We start from the raw sequence: 16,790 nt of genomic DNA on the forward strand, positions 1-16,790 counted from the left end.
GGCTTTGAACCTTAATTTAGATTAGGAAAAGCATAAAAAGCCACGCCATAATTTACCCATCCTGGCCATTGCGATTGTGCATTTGGATTTGTTGAATAAACGTGATCTTTTATTGACTCCGCATAAAACACGTAAACAGGAACTGAACCAGCCACTTGGGTGGTATAAGCATAAAAGGCTGGACCGTGATTCACCCAACCGGGCCACTGCGATTGCGCATTCGGATCTGGTGAATATACGTGATCTTTGATCGATTCTGCATAGAACATATAAATTGGTATTGAGCCTGCCTCTTGGGTATAATATGCTCTGAATACTGCTCCATGATTTACCCATCCTGGCCACTGCGACTGTGCGTCTGGATTTGGCGAATAAACATGATCATACACTGATTGTGCATACAACTCATATATTGGAACTCTTCCGTCTGGCCCCGGTATAATTCCGGAATATAAAATAGTTTGATACGTCTTACTTGCATAATAATACGAAGACCATTTTGGCGTTGTTCCGCTATAAGTATCCCAATAACGCCATTTGAGCTTCACAACTCCGGCCTTGTTATTTGGTTGCAGCTTTGCTGTTTTAGCAAACTCCTTACTCCAATAAGTACCGGTAGCTTGTGTAAAATCAGAGGTAGTTACAAAAATACTATCAGAAATTGCGGTTTCAGAGCCGTTGGCATCTAAAACATAGACCGCTTGGGCTTTAACTTGTGTGGAACCATCGTATCGTTGGAATTGCATGACGGTATTAAACGGAGTTTCGCCACTGTTGGACTCATACTTGATTTTCCCATCATGAAGATATATGTTTTGAACTCCCCACATCCCAATTTTTATATCGATCACTTGGCTCTTTGCCACATTGATTAAGGTAACAAAGGCTAATAACGTATATAACAGTTTTTTCATTTATTTCTTATCTAGGTTTTTATCACGGTTATAAACATCAAGAACATCTTCATACTTAAGCTCACGATCGTAGTCCCCAGGTAGCTTAAACGCTTGGGTTTCTTTATTAAACACAATGGAAGAAACGTCTAAATGCATTTTTTCTGCTAGAAAATGCCGTAGGGTCTCAATTTGGGCTTTTTCTTTTGTCTCTTGTTGAACTGCATTATCCTTGTTACAGGCTGCGAAGGATAGGCTGAGCAGTACCATGGGCACTACTAATGATTTTTTGAAATACTTCATAAACATAAATATAAGTTTAGGAGGCAGGGCCTCGTTGAACGGTCGCAAAGCAAGTGATTAAAATCGGCTAAATCAAAAAAATTACACAGAATGCCATTTTATGAGGACGAAATTTGGTTTTGATTATATGAAATTAATTTTATGCCTGGTAGAGATAAACTCAAATTTGTTTTTATAAATTTGTTGCTCTCAAATTGCTGATTAGCTTCATGCGATTACCGGTGTTCTTGCTCAATATCCACCAACTCAAGAATCTATTCTTTCAGCACTCGCCCTTCTTCTTTGATAGTTAAGTTCCTTACCCTTATTTGGAGATCGATAATCGAAACAGATAAATAACCATTAATCCAGAGAACCTACCATAAAGACGATTGTCTTTATCATGGATCATATTGACTTTGTAACAAGGACTTTTGTATTCAACTTGCTCCCGGTCGTCTTTATCGTATTTCCGTATGGCTTTGTGCCAATTCCGATCGGGATGGTATTAAAGACGCGCGGAATTAAAGCAAACCGATATGACTTTGTTTCTAAGTCATACGGGTTTATAATAATGTCGGTCGACATTGTGTTGATGTCCGTTGCATTTATTATAAAATCAGACGGGTTTATAGTAAAGCCGTTTGTCTTTACTATAAAGACAGGTGGAATTGAGTTACTCCTGGTTGGAGTCAAGTTAATTCCGTATATCTTTAATATAAAGTTGTTTGGAATTGTGTTAAAGTTGATCACCTTTATAGTAAAGACAACTTACTTTGTTTTAAATGCAGTTGGATTTACTACCATGCTGTTCATGTTTGTTTCAATGTCAGTTGGAATTGGTTTAAAGTTGCTTGTATTTGCTGTGATGCTGTTGAAATAATACTAAAGTACGATGAAGATATTTATATTTTGCTCAGCGAAATAGCAAACGATTTTGGCAGACACGGTGCCGGATTTATTGCTATTTCTGCCAATTAAAAAGTTCAACCTACCTGGCTAGCAACTTTAACATATTTTAACAGCTGTAGCAGCCGTCTATAAACTGATGCACATCCTTACTATATTCGAGTCCGATAGTAGTCCGATAGGTATTGCTTAAAAAGCCGTGTTTTGGGCTTTTTTACGTACTGTATAGGGATATCACTGGGATATAGGGGGAATAGGACACGGATAGAGCACGGCTCAAGGTCGGATCAAGGACGCCTTTATGTAACGATTTAGCCTAAAGCCTATAGCTTATAGCCTACTGCCTTCTACTTTTGGCACGATATTTACATATAAGACATTGCTTATTGATAAATGAAAACAATTATGTACAAGAAAGTGTTTAGTTTGCCCCTTGCAGTTCTAGCCATAGCGCTACTTGCAAGTGCTTGTGTGGGCAACAAAAAGTATACAGCTTTGCAAAGCGATTATACCGAGTTGCAAACGAAGTATAAGGACTTGGATTTAAAGTTCCTGAATAGTCAGCATGAATTGACGAATGCCAAATCTCGCGTAACGGATCTAGAAGAACAGATCGCGCAGTACAAGTCGAATGTAAATTCGCTACAGGCGGCTTTGGATAAATGTTTAACCAACAGCGGCCAGGGCAATGCCAACATCGCCAAGTTAGTGGATGAAATTAATGCTTCTAACAAATACATCCAGCATTTGGTGAATACCAAGGCTAAAAGCGACTCGCTTAATATGGTGTTGACCAATAATCTGACGCGCTCCTTGAGCCGTGAAGAGATGCAGGATGTGGATGTTCAAGTGTTAAAAGGTGTGGTTTATATCTCGCTTTCGGATAACATGCTCTATAAATCGGGTAGTTATGAAATTTCTCCGGCTGCCGGCGAAACATTAGGTAAAATTGCTAAGATTATCATGGATTACAAGGAGTATGAAGTGTTAATTGAAGGTAATACGGACAATGTACCAATTTCGCAGAAGAACATCCGGAACAACTGGGATTTAAGTGCGCTGCGTGCTTCATCGGTGGTACAGGCCTTGCAAAACGACTACGGGGTAGATCCTAAGCGACTTACTGCTGGTGGACGTGGAGAATATAACCCAATTGCAAGCAATGATACGGAGGCTGGAAGAACGCGCAACAGACGTACCCAGATCATCATTACACCTAAGTTGGATCAATTTATGGAGCTGATTGATAAGGCGCCTGAAAGCTCGCAAGATGGCGATACAACAGTTACCGAGCAAGATACTACTACTTATTAAGCAAAAAAAGCTAAAAGAAAACCCCGGGCTGCATGCAGTGCCGGGGTTTTTTGTATTTGGATTTGTTTTTCCATGCCACGCCGTAAGCAGCCCTCGGGGAGAGGGCCGCAGGCGTGTGCCAAACAAACACAGAACAAAAACTTTTAAGCGAAAAGCCGTAAGCTAATCACCTAAGATCTTTTGAAGGCACAGCGCTTCGTTTAAAGCAGTGCCTATATGTTTAAGAACAATAAATCTTTCCCTCTCTATCTTTCTAGTCTGCGATTATATGTGTAAAGCCTAGAGACTAAAGCGCCATAACGCAAAATAGAAGAAGCCTTTGTGATTTTTCCGATAACTGAGCCCTGCGTTTAGGAACAGGTTTAAGAAATTTAGGCTTCTTATCAGTACGTTGCAAGATAATAATTTTTTTTGTTAAAGAAAAAAATATCGAAATATTTTGTGTAATCCAAATAATAGGAATATCGAAAATTAGACTTTTTTCAAACGATAGAAAAGGTCTGAATAGTTAAATTATTCAGACCTTTTTAATGCTTAATTATTAAAAGGTTTTATCAGCAACGTCCCACCACAAACGGGTCCCGCCATTATCTTGCCCGCCTAGCATCTCAACAGCCTCGGCTACTGCCGCACTATTACTGTTATATTCACGTTGCGGATAGGGCATCCGTCTAACGCCGGGAATAGTAGGTATCGTTCCACCACTATAATTTACTACAACAGGAAATAGAATAGGATAACCGGTGCGCCGATATTCAGCCCAGGCTTCATCACCGTCCGGAAATATAGCAATCCACTTCTGGGTGATGATGCGTTCCAGCTTAGTCGCGCTGGTAGCAGCATCATCCCATTTGATTGTAATTTTACTCAGGTAAGGAGAAGAAGCAGCAACGTCATTTTCCCCGCTCTTAACAGCCTTCGGATCTACGTAAGGCATAGCCATGCTTGTTGCATCATTCTTATAAGCGCTTGCTTGAGCGGTTAAATTATACATCTCAAAAGACCGGTCGATGCCTGTCTCATAATTGGTTTTCGCATCTCCTGCATTGCTCCAACCTCTCAATGCCGCTTCGGCTTTCAAAAACCAGCTTTCGGGAGCTACCATTAATTGCATCTTCATAGCTTGTGGTTGCAATTTGGAGTAATTGTCGTACCGGCTTTTGGCATCAATGTTAATACCGGAACGGATCCCCTTATATTGTCCGGCGACAGCGGGATCCGTTGCGGTAAGGAATAGTTTGGGTAGACGAGGGTCGTTGTAACCGCGTAAAATAGATTCAAATGGAGCACCCAGTCGGGTATCACTCCAACTACTGGTGATGATGTTTAAGGGATGGTCTACACTTAAGGTGATGTAGCAGTTATCGACTACATTTTCCAATAAACCGCCATTTACAGGGTCCAGGGCTTTCTCGCCCTCGGTTTTAGCTAATGTAGGATTGACATAAGCGATGCGTAAAGCCAGTCGCAAACGCAATGTATTGGCAAATTTAAGCCAATGGCTATACCGTTTCGAGGTATAGGCAAGGTCGGCCTTCTGCATGGCCGGAGAATCCTCGTTGTTTTGAATCGTTTTAAGGATGTCAATCGCTTTATTTAAGTCCTCAAAAAATAGGGTATAGGCTTGTTCCTGCGAGTCATAAGAGATTCCGCCATCATCGTTGATCACATTATACTTACTATAAATAATTGGGCCGACCTTATCGCTAGTACGATGCATGGCCGCTACCTTTAGCACAAGGGAAAAAGCATAAATATCCTGTAAATTTTGATCTTCTTTCGTCAATTCGATCACACGATATAACGGATTCATCGCTTTAATATAACGCTGCACCCAAATAGCCTGATACCAACCTTGCACTAGGCTATAGGTTAGATTATTGGCATTACCCACAAAAGGCGCCTGCGCACCAAAGTAACCGCCATAGGCGTCGCTGCACAAATTATTGGCTAGTTGGTATTCGCCCACATCCTCCGGAATAATGTCGCGTTGTGCCTGTGCTAGAAAGGATGCTATTAAAGCATAATCGGCGTTTGCCTGATCATCTGTAACGCCCACAGGGCTGGTGTTGATCTCTTCGAACTTGTCCGTACAACTCTGACCGACGGCTAATCCGATGAACGCAATGAAAAGTATGCTGTATTTTTTAAATTTATTGATCGTGTCCATAATGTTGTCAATTAGAAAGATGCTTTTAATGTTAAACCGAAACTTCTAGTAGTGGGTAAGCCAAAAATATCATAACCCTGGCCTCCGACACCGGTGGTTGTGTTAAGCTCCGGATCATATGGAGCATCGTTTTTAAAGAAAAACAGGTTCCTTCCGGAAAGACTGAGCGAAGCTTGTTGAACCGCGCGCCATTTGATCGGCAATTTATAACTGATAGAAAGCTCGCGTAGGCGAATATTGGTGGCATCGTAAATTTGCCCTTCAATAATTCCATCCCGGTTACCGATTGCACCATAATAAGCCTGTGCTGGTAATAGACCTTGCCACGGCGTGCCATCGGCTTGTACCGCCGGAACATCTACACCGCCCCGATCACGGGCATCGGCGCTTTCTTGGCTCACACCGAAAGAATTTAAATAACCTTGAGTAATGCTGATAACCTGGCCACCAAAACGGCCATCGATGGTAAGGCTCAGCGAGAAGTCTCCATAGCTTACCGTATTGTTCCATCCAATGATAGATTTGGGATTATTATTGCCAAGGTAGCCATCGGGTCCGCCTTGAGGTCTTCCGTTTTCGTCCACGATAAGAGTACCATTCGCATCACGTAAGAATGTGCGTCCCCAAAAGTCACCGAAAGATCCACCCAGGCGCAGAACATTGAAATTGCCACCAATACTATAGCGTTCGCCAAGGCCGGGCGCCAACTCTAATATTTTATTGCGGTTTGCCGTAAAGTTCACGCCCGTATTCCATGTGAAACGCCCGGTTTTGATCGCGTCAACACCTAAGGCAAGCTCAATCCCTTTGTTTTCGACATTTCCGGCATTGAGAAACACGGTAGTATATACCGCGCCGACGGGGCCGTCATAAGAGAAATATTGATTCTTTGTATTGGTCTTATATAGTGCTAAATCTATGTTAACGCGGTCGTTAAAGAAACGACCTTCATAACCAAGTTCAAAACTTCTGCTAATTTCGGGTTTAAGCGGAAGCCCTTTATACGGGCCAGAAACATTAGCCGTCAGTGTTCCGGTGGCTAGCGTATTTACCGGAAATGTTGAAAAGGCGGCTACATCGTTACCAACCTGTGCGTAAGAGAAGCGTAATTTACTATAATTGATAAAAGTTGGAAGTGTCATCAGTTCGGAAAGGATGGTGGTTAACCCGGCCGACCAATAAAAATACCCTTTGCTTTTGTTGGGCGTGAAAGCCAATGTTGAGGACCAGTCGTTCCGTGCGGTGAGATCGACGTAAACCTTCTCTTTGTAACCGATGTTGGCTGAGCCAAATAACGACTGAACCTGTCTTTTGTTGGCAGTTTCTGTTAGACTGGTGATGGGCGAATTTCGGTAGATATTACTTAATAGGAAAACATTGGCAATAGCTAATCGACGCTGATCCAATATCCAACCGCTTTCGCGTACATCATTAATGGACGTACCTGCCGTAAATGTCAGATTCCAATCGTCGAACTGCTTGTTTCCGTTGACTAATAAATCTCCATATAAGGCGGTACTTTCTCCTTCTTCGCGTTGATATCGACCATTATCATTCAGCACGCCCGCAATGGTTTCTCCGGAAATGACGCCTTGGGTACCGGCATAGGTTCGGCGTTGCCACTTATCCCAACGCTTGTTAAGGGTCCCTCGTGCCGTGACATTCAGCCAATCAGTTATATTGTAACGCAGTTGCGCCTGGCCGATAATGTTGTTGCGGTTCTGATCAGTCGGATTTCGATGCAATACCCAGAACGGGTTCTGCTGATGGTGCGTACCCGTAAGACCAGCATCGGCATTGATATTCCACCAGTCCTGTAAATATAGATTTCTTGACGACGAAAAGTATTCGAAGGTTTTATATTTTTCGAAATCCTGCCCGCGAGGAAACATATATAGGCCACTTAAGGGACTGAAATACAAACCGGAGGCAGGGCGATTATGTATCTTCTGATAGGAGTACATTAAGCTTCCATCGAAGGACAATTTATTGTCGAAGAAGTTGGATGTATTGCGAAGCGATACGGTATGCTGATCGAATGTGTTGGTTGGAAGTACCCCTTTATTCGTGGTGTTGCCATAAGAGAAATAATTCTGCATCTTTTCCGTGCCGCCACTAAAACTAACTGAATTAATAAAGGTGGTCCCTGTATCGAAGAAATCTTTTACAGGGTCTGAAAAGGAGCCTGCTTCACCCCAACTTTCTTCACTATCGGGCGTCGACTGGCCATATTTATATTGTAGCTTGGGTAAGTAAAAAGGTTTATCAATTGTCACGCCGGAGGATATATCCAGTCGCATACGCCCGGCCGCTCCTTTTTTAGTGGTAATCATAATGGCTCCGTTGGCTCCCTGACTGCCATAGAGTGCAGAAGCAGAGGCGCCTTTTAACACGTTGATACTAGCGATATCATCTGCATTCAGGGTACTGAGAATGTCGCCTTTGTCTGTTCCGCCACCAAAAGGCCCCTCAGAGCCACTGCCCGAAGTATTGGTAATCGGCAAACCGTCTACTACATAAAGCGGTTGATTACTGCGGTTCGATTTCATACCTCTTAAGACAATATTAACAGAACCGCCCATCCCGGACGAGCTGCGGTTAATCTGAAGTCCCGAAATTCTGCCGGTTAAGTTATTCATCGGGTTTACATCTTTAACACGCGTCAGTTCATCGCCCTTCACAGTCTGGGTAGAGTAAGTCAAGCTTTTAGCTTTGCGTTCAATCCCCAAAGCGGTAACTACCACCTCGTTCAGTTTATTGTCTGACGCAACCAAACGTATATTAAGAGGGGTGTTGTTATTGGCTGCGACGGTAACAGTTTGCGATTCGTAACCCAAAAATGAAACTTCAAGCGATAAGTTGTTTAAACTGGTTTGTAAATTGAATCGGCCCTCTTCGTCGGTGGAAGTGCCGATATTCGTTCCTTTTACTTTGATGGATACGCCAGGTAACGGTTGGCCATCCGTCTGATCGGATACTTTTCCGATGATACTTCTTGTCTGCGCTCCCAATAAGAGCCATTGACTAAAGAACATTAAGCATAGCAAAACTTTCTTCATGTTAAGTGATTTTGGTTATAAATTGTTGTTTAAGAACGGGTTGTGTTACATTAGGTTGGCCTGCAAATGCTTTCAAAAAGCACAATAATATCCCAGCGCACATTTTTTTGTTTCACAAATGTGATCGCCTGCTTCACAGCATCGAGTCCGTAAATAAATTGATAGGGTAAGTGCTTTACGATCGATTACACGATTAAGTTATTGAGAATAACAGAAAACCTCTAAGGATCTATTGCACAATAATGTTTAATAAACGAGGGATTAAGCTGGTTGATGGCTTACATTCTGTTCTCTGTTGCTATCAATAAAATGTATTGATCGGTTGCTTGTATTGTTCTTGTGTTTGTATTAGTCTGACTTTAATTGAATTTAGTCTCTCATAATTGTAACATTTCTGTGAATATAGATAATATTTTTAACAAAGCAATAGTATTTCAAAAAAAAAGTTTTTGATGGGTTCTTATTTATACCAAGTATAAAATGAAACATACTTTTGTGAAATAAAATAGAAGTTTAGCAGCTCGTGCCCACCTAACTTAAGCTTTCAAGTTTGCTGTGTAGACAGAAAACAAGCCCTATCCGGCTCTTCAAAAAAATAGCTGATTTCAGGGGCAGCCGATAGTGGCAAATTCGCTAGTTTTGTTCACATCCCATTAGAAATATGACAAACGACGAATTAAGAGCAATAGAGTCCGCCGCAAGGGCTAAAGATTCGGAACAACTCAAGGCGATAACCGAACAGGCTACAAGTGCTAAAGATTTTCAAGATTATGCACTTGGATCTGCCGTCACTCAGTTGATTAAATCGAGTCAATACGAAATAATCGACCTTTTTATTCGGAAAGGTTTGATCGAAACGGATCTTTATCTATACGACAAATTTGACAATAGTATTATTAACACATTCTTACGCATCGATAGTCTGCAATTGCAGGACTTAGCTGGTTATTTAGCTTGGTTTGAAACTTTTGCCACCCGGATCGATGAAATTGACGAAGAAGTAGGGGGGATTACTTTACTCAACTATGCGATTGAGGTGAATGCGCCCGTCTCCTTATTGAAAATATTAGTGGGTCAAGGGGCAGACATTCATCGGAAAGATAAATACGACCAAACGCTTCTTTACAAGATATGTAATTACGGGATGAAACCCGAAGCCTATCGAAGAGAGCTTGTAACATGGTTGATAGCAGAAGGCCTAGATATAAATGCTGCCAATGTTGAGGGGAATACACCCCTTCATGTTGCTGTTCGTTTGCGGAATATAGAGGTGATAAAAGCGTTGTTGGAAGCCGGTGCCTACCCCAATGTTGAAAATAAGCAGGGAGAGAGCGCCTTTTTTCATGCCGCTGTTTTTCAATTCGACGCAAAAATAATGGAGTTGTTTTTACATTATCAGACCCCGGATTTTTATGCTTTAACCAAACAAAAAGAGAATCTCTTAAATGGTTTTTTGCGCGCCATGGTATATGAGAATGATGATAATTATAAAATATTGGATATGTTGTTAGATCATGGAGGCGACCTTAAGGAGCCGTCGGACTATTACCATCGGCCAAAAACAGGAATTGACTGGGCTTTAGAGAAGTCATACAACTTACTGGAGCGCTTGGTACACAGAGGTGCTCTCGATCTCGACTATCGCGATAATGAAGGCAACACGTTATTGCATAAGGTATGTATGTTTAACTTGAATTATGATGAACCAAAGGCAAAAGAACTGTACCGAAAGGTGAAATTTCTATTACAACAAGGTGTAGATGCCAAATTAGAAAATATAGCCGATAAAAAAGCGGTAGATTATGCGTTGGGTGACAATCTGAAATCAAAAACAGTAGAATTATTATTAGCACAAGAATAAGTTGTATTATGTCTCAATCATTTATCATTGCCTGTGAAGGAGGTAAAAGGAAGATTGCTGAAATCCTTTTGGAAAAACAACAAGTTGATGTGGGTTATACTGACGAAAAAGGCCGTACAGCATTACATTATGCGGCGCATCGCGGTTATTTGGATCTAGTGAAGCAATTAGTTGAATCAGGTGCGGATCTGAATTATGAAGACCATCAGGGAGAAACGCCCCTGTACTTTGCCTTGTTGCAAAAACAGAAACAAACGGCCTTGTTTTTAATGAACCAGGGAGCTGATATACGAATAAACGACTTTCTGGGTAACAGCTTATTGCATATTGCCGCAAGAACCGGACAACAGGAGGTGGCCGAAAAATTGATCGCTGACGGACTCGATATTAACGCTTTAAACAATGAGGCAGAATCACCTTTATTGATTGCTGTGCAATATAAGTACCCGCCGATGGTGCAATTACTATTAGATAATGGAGCTGAAGCAAATGTAAGTGATAAGCAGGGAAATACGGCGTTAAATTTGGCTGTTGAACAGAACTCGGTACCGATCGTTAATAAGCTTTTAGACAATGGAGCGGCTGTCAATATAGTGAATGATCAGAGCGAAGGCCCTCTCCTTTTAGCAACGAAATTAGGTAACCGTTTAATTACGCAACGTTTAGTAGAACAGGGTGCTGATATTTTTGCCGAATCGGCCGAAGGTATATCGCCGGTATGGTACGTGTGTGGCAGTAATCAAAAGGAGCTATTGGCGCTATTTCTATCCAAAGGATTGTCTCCCGATTATGCAAGGCCGGTCGATTCTTTCGATGGCCGAGACGGGGATTATATTCGGAAATTGATTGCGCGAACCGGTACGCGTACTTTTATATTAGGCTTTGAACCGCATTATGCAGGCGAGACTTTGTTACAGACGGCCGCGAAATCCGGTTATCTTTCTTTAGTAAAACAACTGTTAGAGGCGGGAGCAGCGATTGATAAGCAAGACGCCGCAGGCAATACCGCGTTGCATTATGCAGCGGCTTATGGTAAGAAAGATGTTGTCCGGTTTTTGTTAACGCATGGCGCAACCACAGATTTAGCCAACGCGTTGGAGCAAAAGCCTATCGATTATGCTAATATGCAAGGTTTCAACGAGATAACCGCCCTATTAATCGATTTTGGTGCTCAATCAAATGATATAGTTGACGGGCCGATGCAGGCAGAAATGCCAAAGGTAGCCGTACAGGCGGGTATGGATATGGCACAAAAGAAACAGGCACTTTTTGATTTGAAGGATTTATTAGATGCAGGTATAATCAATCAAGAGGAATTTGATGCCGAGAAAAATAAAATTCTACAATCCTGAACTTGTTGAAATATAAAATAAGATAACTATGTTGATTTATCGAGGTTGGGGAATCTTAGCCATTTTAATACCCATTGTATGTATAATGATTGGCATATCGCTTTTTGGCGAAGCAGGAAATTCGACTTTACGTGGGTTTCTTTACAGTTTGTTAGTTTCCGGTATTATAATCGTTCCCTTGGGGCTTTATCTTAAACGTAAAGGTAGAAAGCACGATTTATATTTTATTCCGTTATTTGTTTGGGGAATCGTTTGGATCACTGTTGCGTTTGGGTTTTTACTCGGAAAAGGTCTTTTGTAAGTGAGTTTACCAAGCAATAGGTTAGCTTGTGTTTTATTGTCAATTTGGCTAAGTTTGTCTAGTAATGGTCAAACAGCTATGGTTTTCTGTTCTCTTTGTTGTTTTCATTAGCCTCGCACACGGTCAAACGCAGGATAGCACAAATTATTACGTCCAGTTCTCGTCCACGAATTCGATTAATAAAACAAATGACAAAAGCGCATTTCTATTGAACAACGCACTCCGTTTTTCCATCGCAAAAGAGCGGATTAAACTAAATTTCAACAATAACTGGCTCTATGGACGCCAGGATGGGAGCCAGTCAAATAACGATTTTTCAAGCTCACTTGATTTTAATATTTATCGGAAAGATCTTCGATTTTTCTATTGGGGTTTAGCGAATTACAATACGAGCTTTTCCTTAAAGATTAGAAACCAACTATTGGCGGGAGCCGGCGTTGCTTATAACCTGATTGACAAAAACGAAGTTTTTCTTAACATAAGCGACGGCTTTCTCTATGACGCAAGCAGTATTCTTGAAAATGAGTTACCTATAGATTATCAAACGGTACGAAACTCTTTTAGACTCCTTTACAAATTTGTCTTTAAAGAGCTTATCATCATTCAGGGCAGTAATTTCTACCAACCTTCGCTCACCGATGCGGCAGACTTTAATATTAAATTAAACAACGATATTGCATTTAAACTAAATAAATGGCTTAGTTTAAAAGGCTCTTTGGTATATAACCGTATTAATCGTACAGATCGAGAAAACCTATTATTTACCTATGGAGTTGCTTTTGAAAAGTATTTTTAAGCTTTCGGTATTTGCCCGAGCTACTTCACAAAAACGACGATAATGAAAACTTTTTTGGTACGTTATTACTTCTGTAAAAGAAGTAATTTGTCTTGCGAATGAAACCTTCCACTAATATGGCAGGGAAGCATAGGTCTAATTCATTAATTATTTTACGCTGATGAAGAAAGCAGTTGTATTTGGTGCCACCGGCCTCATAGGCTCGTATCTTTTAAAGGAATTACTCAATAGTACAGATTATGAAGTCGTAACGGTTGTTGTTCGGAGAAAATTGACTATTCATCATCCTAAGTTGAAACTGTTAATAGGCGACTATCATAGCTTACCTAGTCTGAAAGAAGATATTAAAGCCGATGAAGTTTATATAACCTTGGGAACTACGAAAAATAAAACACCTGATCAAAGGGTATATTACGAGATAGACCACGACTATCCGGTGCTGGCTGCAAAAATAGCCAAAGAACAAGGTGCAACAGCCGTTTTTTTAGTGACGGCCGTCGGTGCGAATCCTAGCTCCGGTGTGTTTTATTTAAGGACGAAGGGGGAAGTGGAAAGGGATCTCATAGCACAAGGGTTCGATCATACACATATTTTCAGACCTTCCATGTTAATGGGAAATCGGGACGAGAATAGGCCATTGGAAAAATTTTTTATGGCCATATGGTGGTTTATTGGACCGCTGTTAATAGGGAAGGGGCTTGAAAAATATCGAGGTATTGCCGGAGAGCGTGTGGCTAATGCCATGATAAAAGCTGCACAAAATCAAAACGAAAAAGTAAAAATTTATCATTGGCGAGAAATGCAGGATCTTTTAAAATGAGCCGAATTCGCTGCTTATGAAAAGAGCTCACATTTTGTTGCTATCAATAATTTTTTTTCCTTTGTGCAAAAGGAACCGGCATGAAAAAGGCGGAAGCAACTCGATTCAGTATTCTACGAAAAGCCTTTGAACTCATATACACGAAGGGATATCAAACAACGAGCATTGATGATATTCTTGCAACAACAAAAGTAACGAAAGGAGCCTTCTATTACCATTTCAAGAATAAAGATGAAATGGGACTGGCCATTATCAATGAAATTCTTAAACCTAATTTTGCCAAAAATTTCATTGATCCTTTAAAAAACGATCAGGACCCTATAGAACTCATATATAATATGATGTACCACCTCTTGATGGAAAACGAATTTCTAAAAGTAGAATATGGTTGCCCTGCCGCTAATCTAACGCAAGAAATGGCCCCTTGGAATGAGCGTTTTGCGAAAGCACTTGACGAACTCGTCAATCAATGGAATAAGTCTTTAATCGCAACGATCGAAAAAGGAAAGAAAGACGGACGTATACGACAGAACGTGGACGCAAAACAGGTTACTTTTTTTGTTATGTCGGGTTATTGGGGTATCCGTAATTTCGGCAAACTTGAAAATAATCGATCGGTATATGTTCCTTATTTAAAGGAACTTAAGAATTACTTGAACTCGCTGAGATAATTTTTTTATCTAAAAACATACTGAGTAGTATGTTTTGTTATATCTTTGCTTCGTTAATTAAAAAACGATGTACGTTACACTTATTTTTCTTCATTCTCTTTTCAGGTGGTTGGTGCTAGTCAGTCTAGTCGTCGCTATTGTTCGTGCCTATCTAGGTGTTAATCAGCTTAAGCCCTTTTCAAAAACGGATAATGCAATTAGGCATTGGACGGCCACCATTGCACACATACAGCTGGTGCTTGGAATTATCCTTTATACCAAAAGCCCTATTATAAAATATTTCTGGAAGGAAACCGAGGAGACCTCGTCGAATTGGGACGTAGCATTTTTTGCCCTGTTCCATGCCTTCTTGATGTTTAGCGCGGTGGTTGTCCTTACTGTTGGCTCTTCTTTAGCTAAGCGTAAATCGGAAGATGGAGAAAAGTTTAGGACCATGCTGATATGGTTTTCAATAGCCTTGTTTATTATTTTTATAGCCATTCCATGGCCATTTTCACCTTTATCTAGCAGACCTTATTTTAGATAATATGATACACTTGAAACAATCAAAAGTTGCTACGCTCCGTCTGATAGGTGTAGCCGAGGGAATATCGTTATTAATCCTCGTTTTTGTCGCGGTACCGATGAAATACTATTTCGATAACCCTTCTTTAACTAAATTAATGGGCCCTATTCATGGTGCGCTGTTTTTGCTATTTGTTTTTAATGCGCTTAGTGTAGGAATAGAGCAAAAATGGAAATTTAGAACCACCACATGGCAGGTTCTACTGGCTTGTATCGTGCCCTTTGGGACGTTCTATATCGATCGAAAGATTCTTCGGAAATTAGATTAAAAAAGTAAATGTGTCATTGTTGTTAAAAAACGGTGACAGCAATACGAAATAGTAGCGCTTTATCTCATCTTTACGTTACAAAGAAGCTTACATTTAATCTGTTCTTTATTCGTCTGAGCATAAAAAATATAGATTAGAAAAAATTAATTTCATATTATCAAAATGTTAAGCCAAATTTGCAAATGTTTTTTTGAGAGGAGATGCAACCTTTAATTCAAATGGAATACCCGGCAACCATTACCTGGAAACAGGCGATGCAAAGTTGGGCTTTTAAAAGCTGGCTGATCGCTGGCCATCTTTTGTTTATTGTACTTTTATTTGTGCTGCCCCAATTCTTTGATCATATCGAGCTGAGAGATGGAGTGCCTTTATATGATCCGTTGCTGAACCTCTTACCTACCATGGATTTATCAACGCCCATATTTGTATGTATATGGGGGATGGCAGCGTTGCTTTTGTATCGGTGTTTTTCTAGCCCTGCCATTATGATTACCGCATTATATGGCTTCTTGCTGGTTGTATTTATGCGGATGCTGACCATTTCGTTGGTCGCATTAGACCCTCCCACCGGATTAATTCCTCTAGTGGATCCGTTAAGCAATATTGCCTATGGAAAGGCCGGTTTTATTACCAAAGATCTTTTTTTTTCCGGTCATACCTCCACGATGTTTCTTATCTTTTTATGTTTACCAAATCGAGTGGATAAGCTATTAGCTTTAATAGCCACGCTATTGGTCGGAAGCATGGTGCTGATTCAGCATGTGCATTACAGTATCGATGTGCTGGCGGCTCCTTTATTTACCTGGTGTTGTTTTTGGTTGGGACGCGAAATCGCATTAAGCGGATGGTATAAGGCAGCCCATTTAGCTTTAGCAAAAGAAAAAGTGGGTGTGCGTGTGGTGACTACTGAGCTTCGTAAGCTATAATTTCTCTTCCAATAGCGTTAATTTCATCGTCCGCTTCAAAACGAGGTAGCTCGGTTTCCGAATCCAATTTAATCCAGCTATTCTCCGTGTCTTTCATGATTTTCATATATTCGACACCATCTTTATAAACGGTATAGATGTCCTCTTCTTCCGGGAAGATCGCATAATCAATCTCATTGAGAGTAATGTCAAAAGGCTCTTTCGTTTGCATAGTCATCTTTTGTTACAAAGTTAAGGAAATTCTATTATAGTAAATAAGGTAGATAGTTTGGGTTAGACTTATTGCACTTTACATGGAGTCATGCTCATTTTAAAAGAACGTTTATTTTATACATCCCACTTGCTGCGCCCATTGGGCCAAGGTGCTTTGGCTTGTCTATTCCGTTGCAACCCGTGGTCAGATGCCCATCCGTGAATCGGAGCCACCCTCTTGCGCAATGGCGTGCCCTTCGTTCGTCGATTCACTGATTACCGTCTGCTTCGCATAATAATGGTGAGGGGCATCTTTGACTGCCGGTTGCTGCCTCCATAGACTAGGCCATTATCGTCCTTTGGAACGATTTTGCAACGGGCTATAGCGCAGGGCATAACGGCCTTCCAGGG

Annotated in this window: 15 protein-coding genes; 10 read left to right on the top strand and 5 right to left on the bottom strand. The window is 40.9% G+C overall.

Translation table 11 applies throughout. The annotated features are described in order from the left end of the window. Positions 1 to 11 precede the first annotated feature (11 nt). Complete coding sequence (locus tag FKG96_RS09250; RefSeq protein ID WP_149105357.1) at positions 12 to 914, bottom strand: hypothetical protein; 903 nt, start codon at positions 912 to 914, stop codon at positions 12 to 14. After that, positions 915 to 1,196 carry a hypothetical protein gene (locus tag FKG96_RS09255; protein WP_149105358.1) on the bottom strand — a complete coding sequence of 94 codons (282 nt, stop codon included), beginning with the start codon at positions 1,194 to 1,196 and terminating at the stop codon, positions 915 to 917. A gap of 1,293 nt (positions 1,197 to 2,489) precedes the next feature. Between FKG96_RS09255 and FKG96_RS09260 the strand changes: the two genes are divergently transcribed. Beyond that, positions 2,490 to 3,398 carry an OmpA family protein gene (locus FKG96_RS09260; RefSeq protein ID WP_013665719.1) on the top strand — a complete coding sequence of 303 codons (909 nt, stop codon included), beginning with the start codon at positions 2,490 to 2,492 and terminating at the stop codon, positions 3,396 to 3,398. A 541-nt stretch (positions 3,399 to 3,939) separates the two neighbouring features. On the opposite strand, the gene FKG96_RS09265 is transcribed toward FKG96_RS09260, so the two are convergent. Together FKG96_RS09265 and FKG96_RS09270 are read right to left on the bottom strand one after the other, a co-directional pair. Next, positions 3,940 to 5,568 (bottom strand): SusD/RagB family nutrient-binding outer membrane lipoprotein, encoded by a 1,629-nt coding sequence (locus FKG96_RS09265; RefSeq protein WP_149105359.1) that lies wholly within the window; start codon positions 5,566 to 5,568, stop codon positions 3,940 to 3,942. A gap of 11 nt (positions 5,569 to 5,579) precedes the next feature. Next, on the bottom strand, positions 5,580 to 8,627 hold the full coding sequence (locus FKG96_RS09270) for a SusC/RagA family TonB-linked outer membrane protein (protein WP_149105360.1): 3,048 nt from the start codon (positions 8,625 to 8,627) through the stop codon (positions 5,580 to 5,582). A gap of 661 nt (positions 8,628 to 9,288) precedes the next feature. Here FKG96_RS09270 and FKG96_RS09275 point away from each other — a divergent pair. The 9 genes from FKG96_RS09275 to FKG96_RS09315 all read left to right on the top strand — a co-directional run bounded on the left by FKG96_RS09275 (position 9,289) and on the right by FKG96_RS09315 (position 16,187). Further along, the gene (locus tag FKG96_RS09275; RefSeq protein ID WP_130856939.1) at positions 9,289 to 10,488 is read left to right on the top strand and encodes an ankyrin repeat domain-containing protein; all 1,200 of its coding nucleotides are present in this window, start codon (positions 9,289 to 9,291) and stop codon (positions 10,486 to 10,488) included. A gap of 8 nt (positions 10,489 to 10,496) precedes the next feature. Next, a complete protein-coding gene (locus FKG96_RS09280; RefSeq protein WP_130856941.1) occupies positions 10,497 to 11,840 on the top strand; it encodes an ankyrin repeat domain-containing protein in 1,344 nt (447 codons plus the stop codon). Between the two features lie 28 nt (positions 11,841 to 11,868). Beyond that, positions 11,869 to 12,141 (top strand): hypothetical protein, encoded by a 273-nt coding sequence (locus FKG96_RS09285; protein ID WP_013665724.1) that lies wholly within the window; start codon positions 11,869 to 11,871, stop codon positions 12,139 to 12,141. 64 nt (positions 12,142 to 12,205) lie between these two features. Then, positions 12,206 to 12,937, top strand: a complete 732-nt coding sequence (locus FKG96_RS09290) for a DUF481 domain-containing protein (RefSeq protein ID WP_013665725.1) — start codon at positions 12,206 to 12,208, stop codon at positions 12,935 to 12,937. A gap of 160 nt (positions 12,938 to 13,097) precedes the next feature. Beyond that, positions 13,098 to 13,757: an NAD(P)H-binding protein gene (locus tag FKG96_RS09295; RefSeq protein ID WP_149105361.1), complete on the top strand. Its 660-nt coding sequence runs from the start codon at positions 13,098 to 13,100 to the stop codon at positions 13,755 to 13,757. 80 nt (positions 13,758 to 13,837) lie between these two features. After that, a complete protein-coding gene (locus FKG96_RS09300; RefSeq protein WP_149105362.1) occupies positions 13,838 to 14,428 on the top strand; it encodes a TetR/AcrR family transcriptional regulator in 591 nt (196 codons plus the stop codon). A 67-nt stretch (positions 14,429 to 14,495) separates the two neighbouring features. Then, positions 14,496 to 14,954: a hypothetical protein gene (locus tag FKG96_RS09305; protein WP_013665728.1), complete on the top strand. Its 459-nt coding sequence runs from the start codon at positions 14,496 to 14,498 to the stop codon at positions 14,952 to 14,954. Position 14,955: 1 nt separating this feature from the next. After that, the gene (locus FKG96_RS09310; protein WP_130856946.1) at positions 14,956 to 15,261 is read left to right on the top strand and encodes a DUF3817 domain-containing protein; all 306 of its coding nucleotides are present in this window, start codon (positions 14,956 to 14,958) and stop codon (positions 15,259 to 15,261) included. 218 nt (positions 15,262 to 15,479) lie between these two features. Then, on the top strand, positions 15,480 to 16,187 hold the full coding sequence (locus FKG96_RS09315) for a phosphatase PAP2-related protein (protein ID WP_013665730.1): 708 nt from the start codon (positions 15,480 to 15,482) through the stop codon (positions 16,185 to 16,187). On the opposite strand, the gene FKG96_RS09320 is transcribed toward FKG96_RS09315, so the two are convergent. Further along, complete coding sequence (locus tag FKG96_RS09320) at positions 16,165 to 16,398, bottom strand: hypothetical protein (RefSeq protein ID WP_013665731.1); 234 nt, start codon at positions 16,396 to 16,398, stop codon at positions 16,165 to 16,167. The two genes, FKG96_RS09315 and FKG96_RS09320, sit on opposite strands and share 23 nt — an antisense overlap. Positions 16,399 to 16,790 lie beyond the last annotated feature (392 nt).

Source organism: Olivibacter sp. LS-1, assembly GCF_008245145.1.
GTDB lineage: Bacteria > Bacteroidota > Bacteroidia > Sphingobacteriales > Sphingobacteriaceae > Olivibacter > Olivibacter oleidegradans.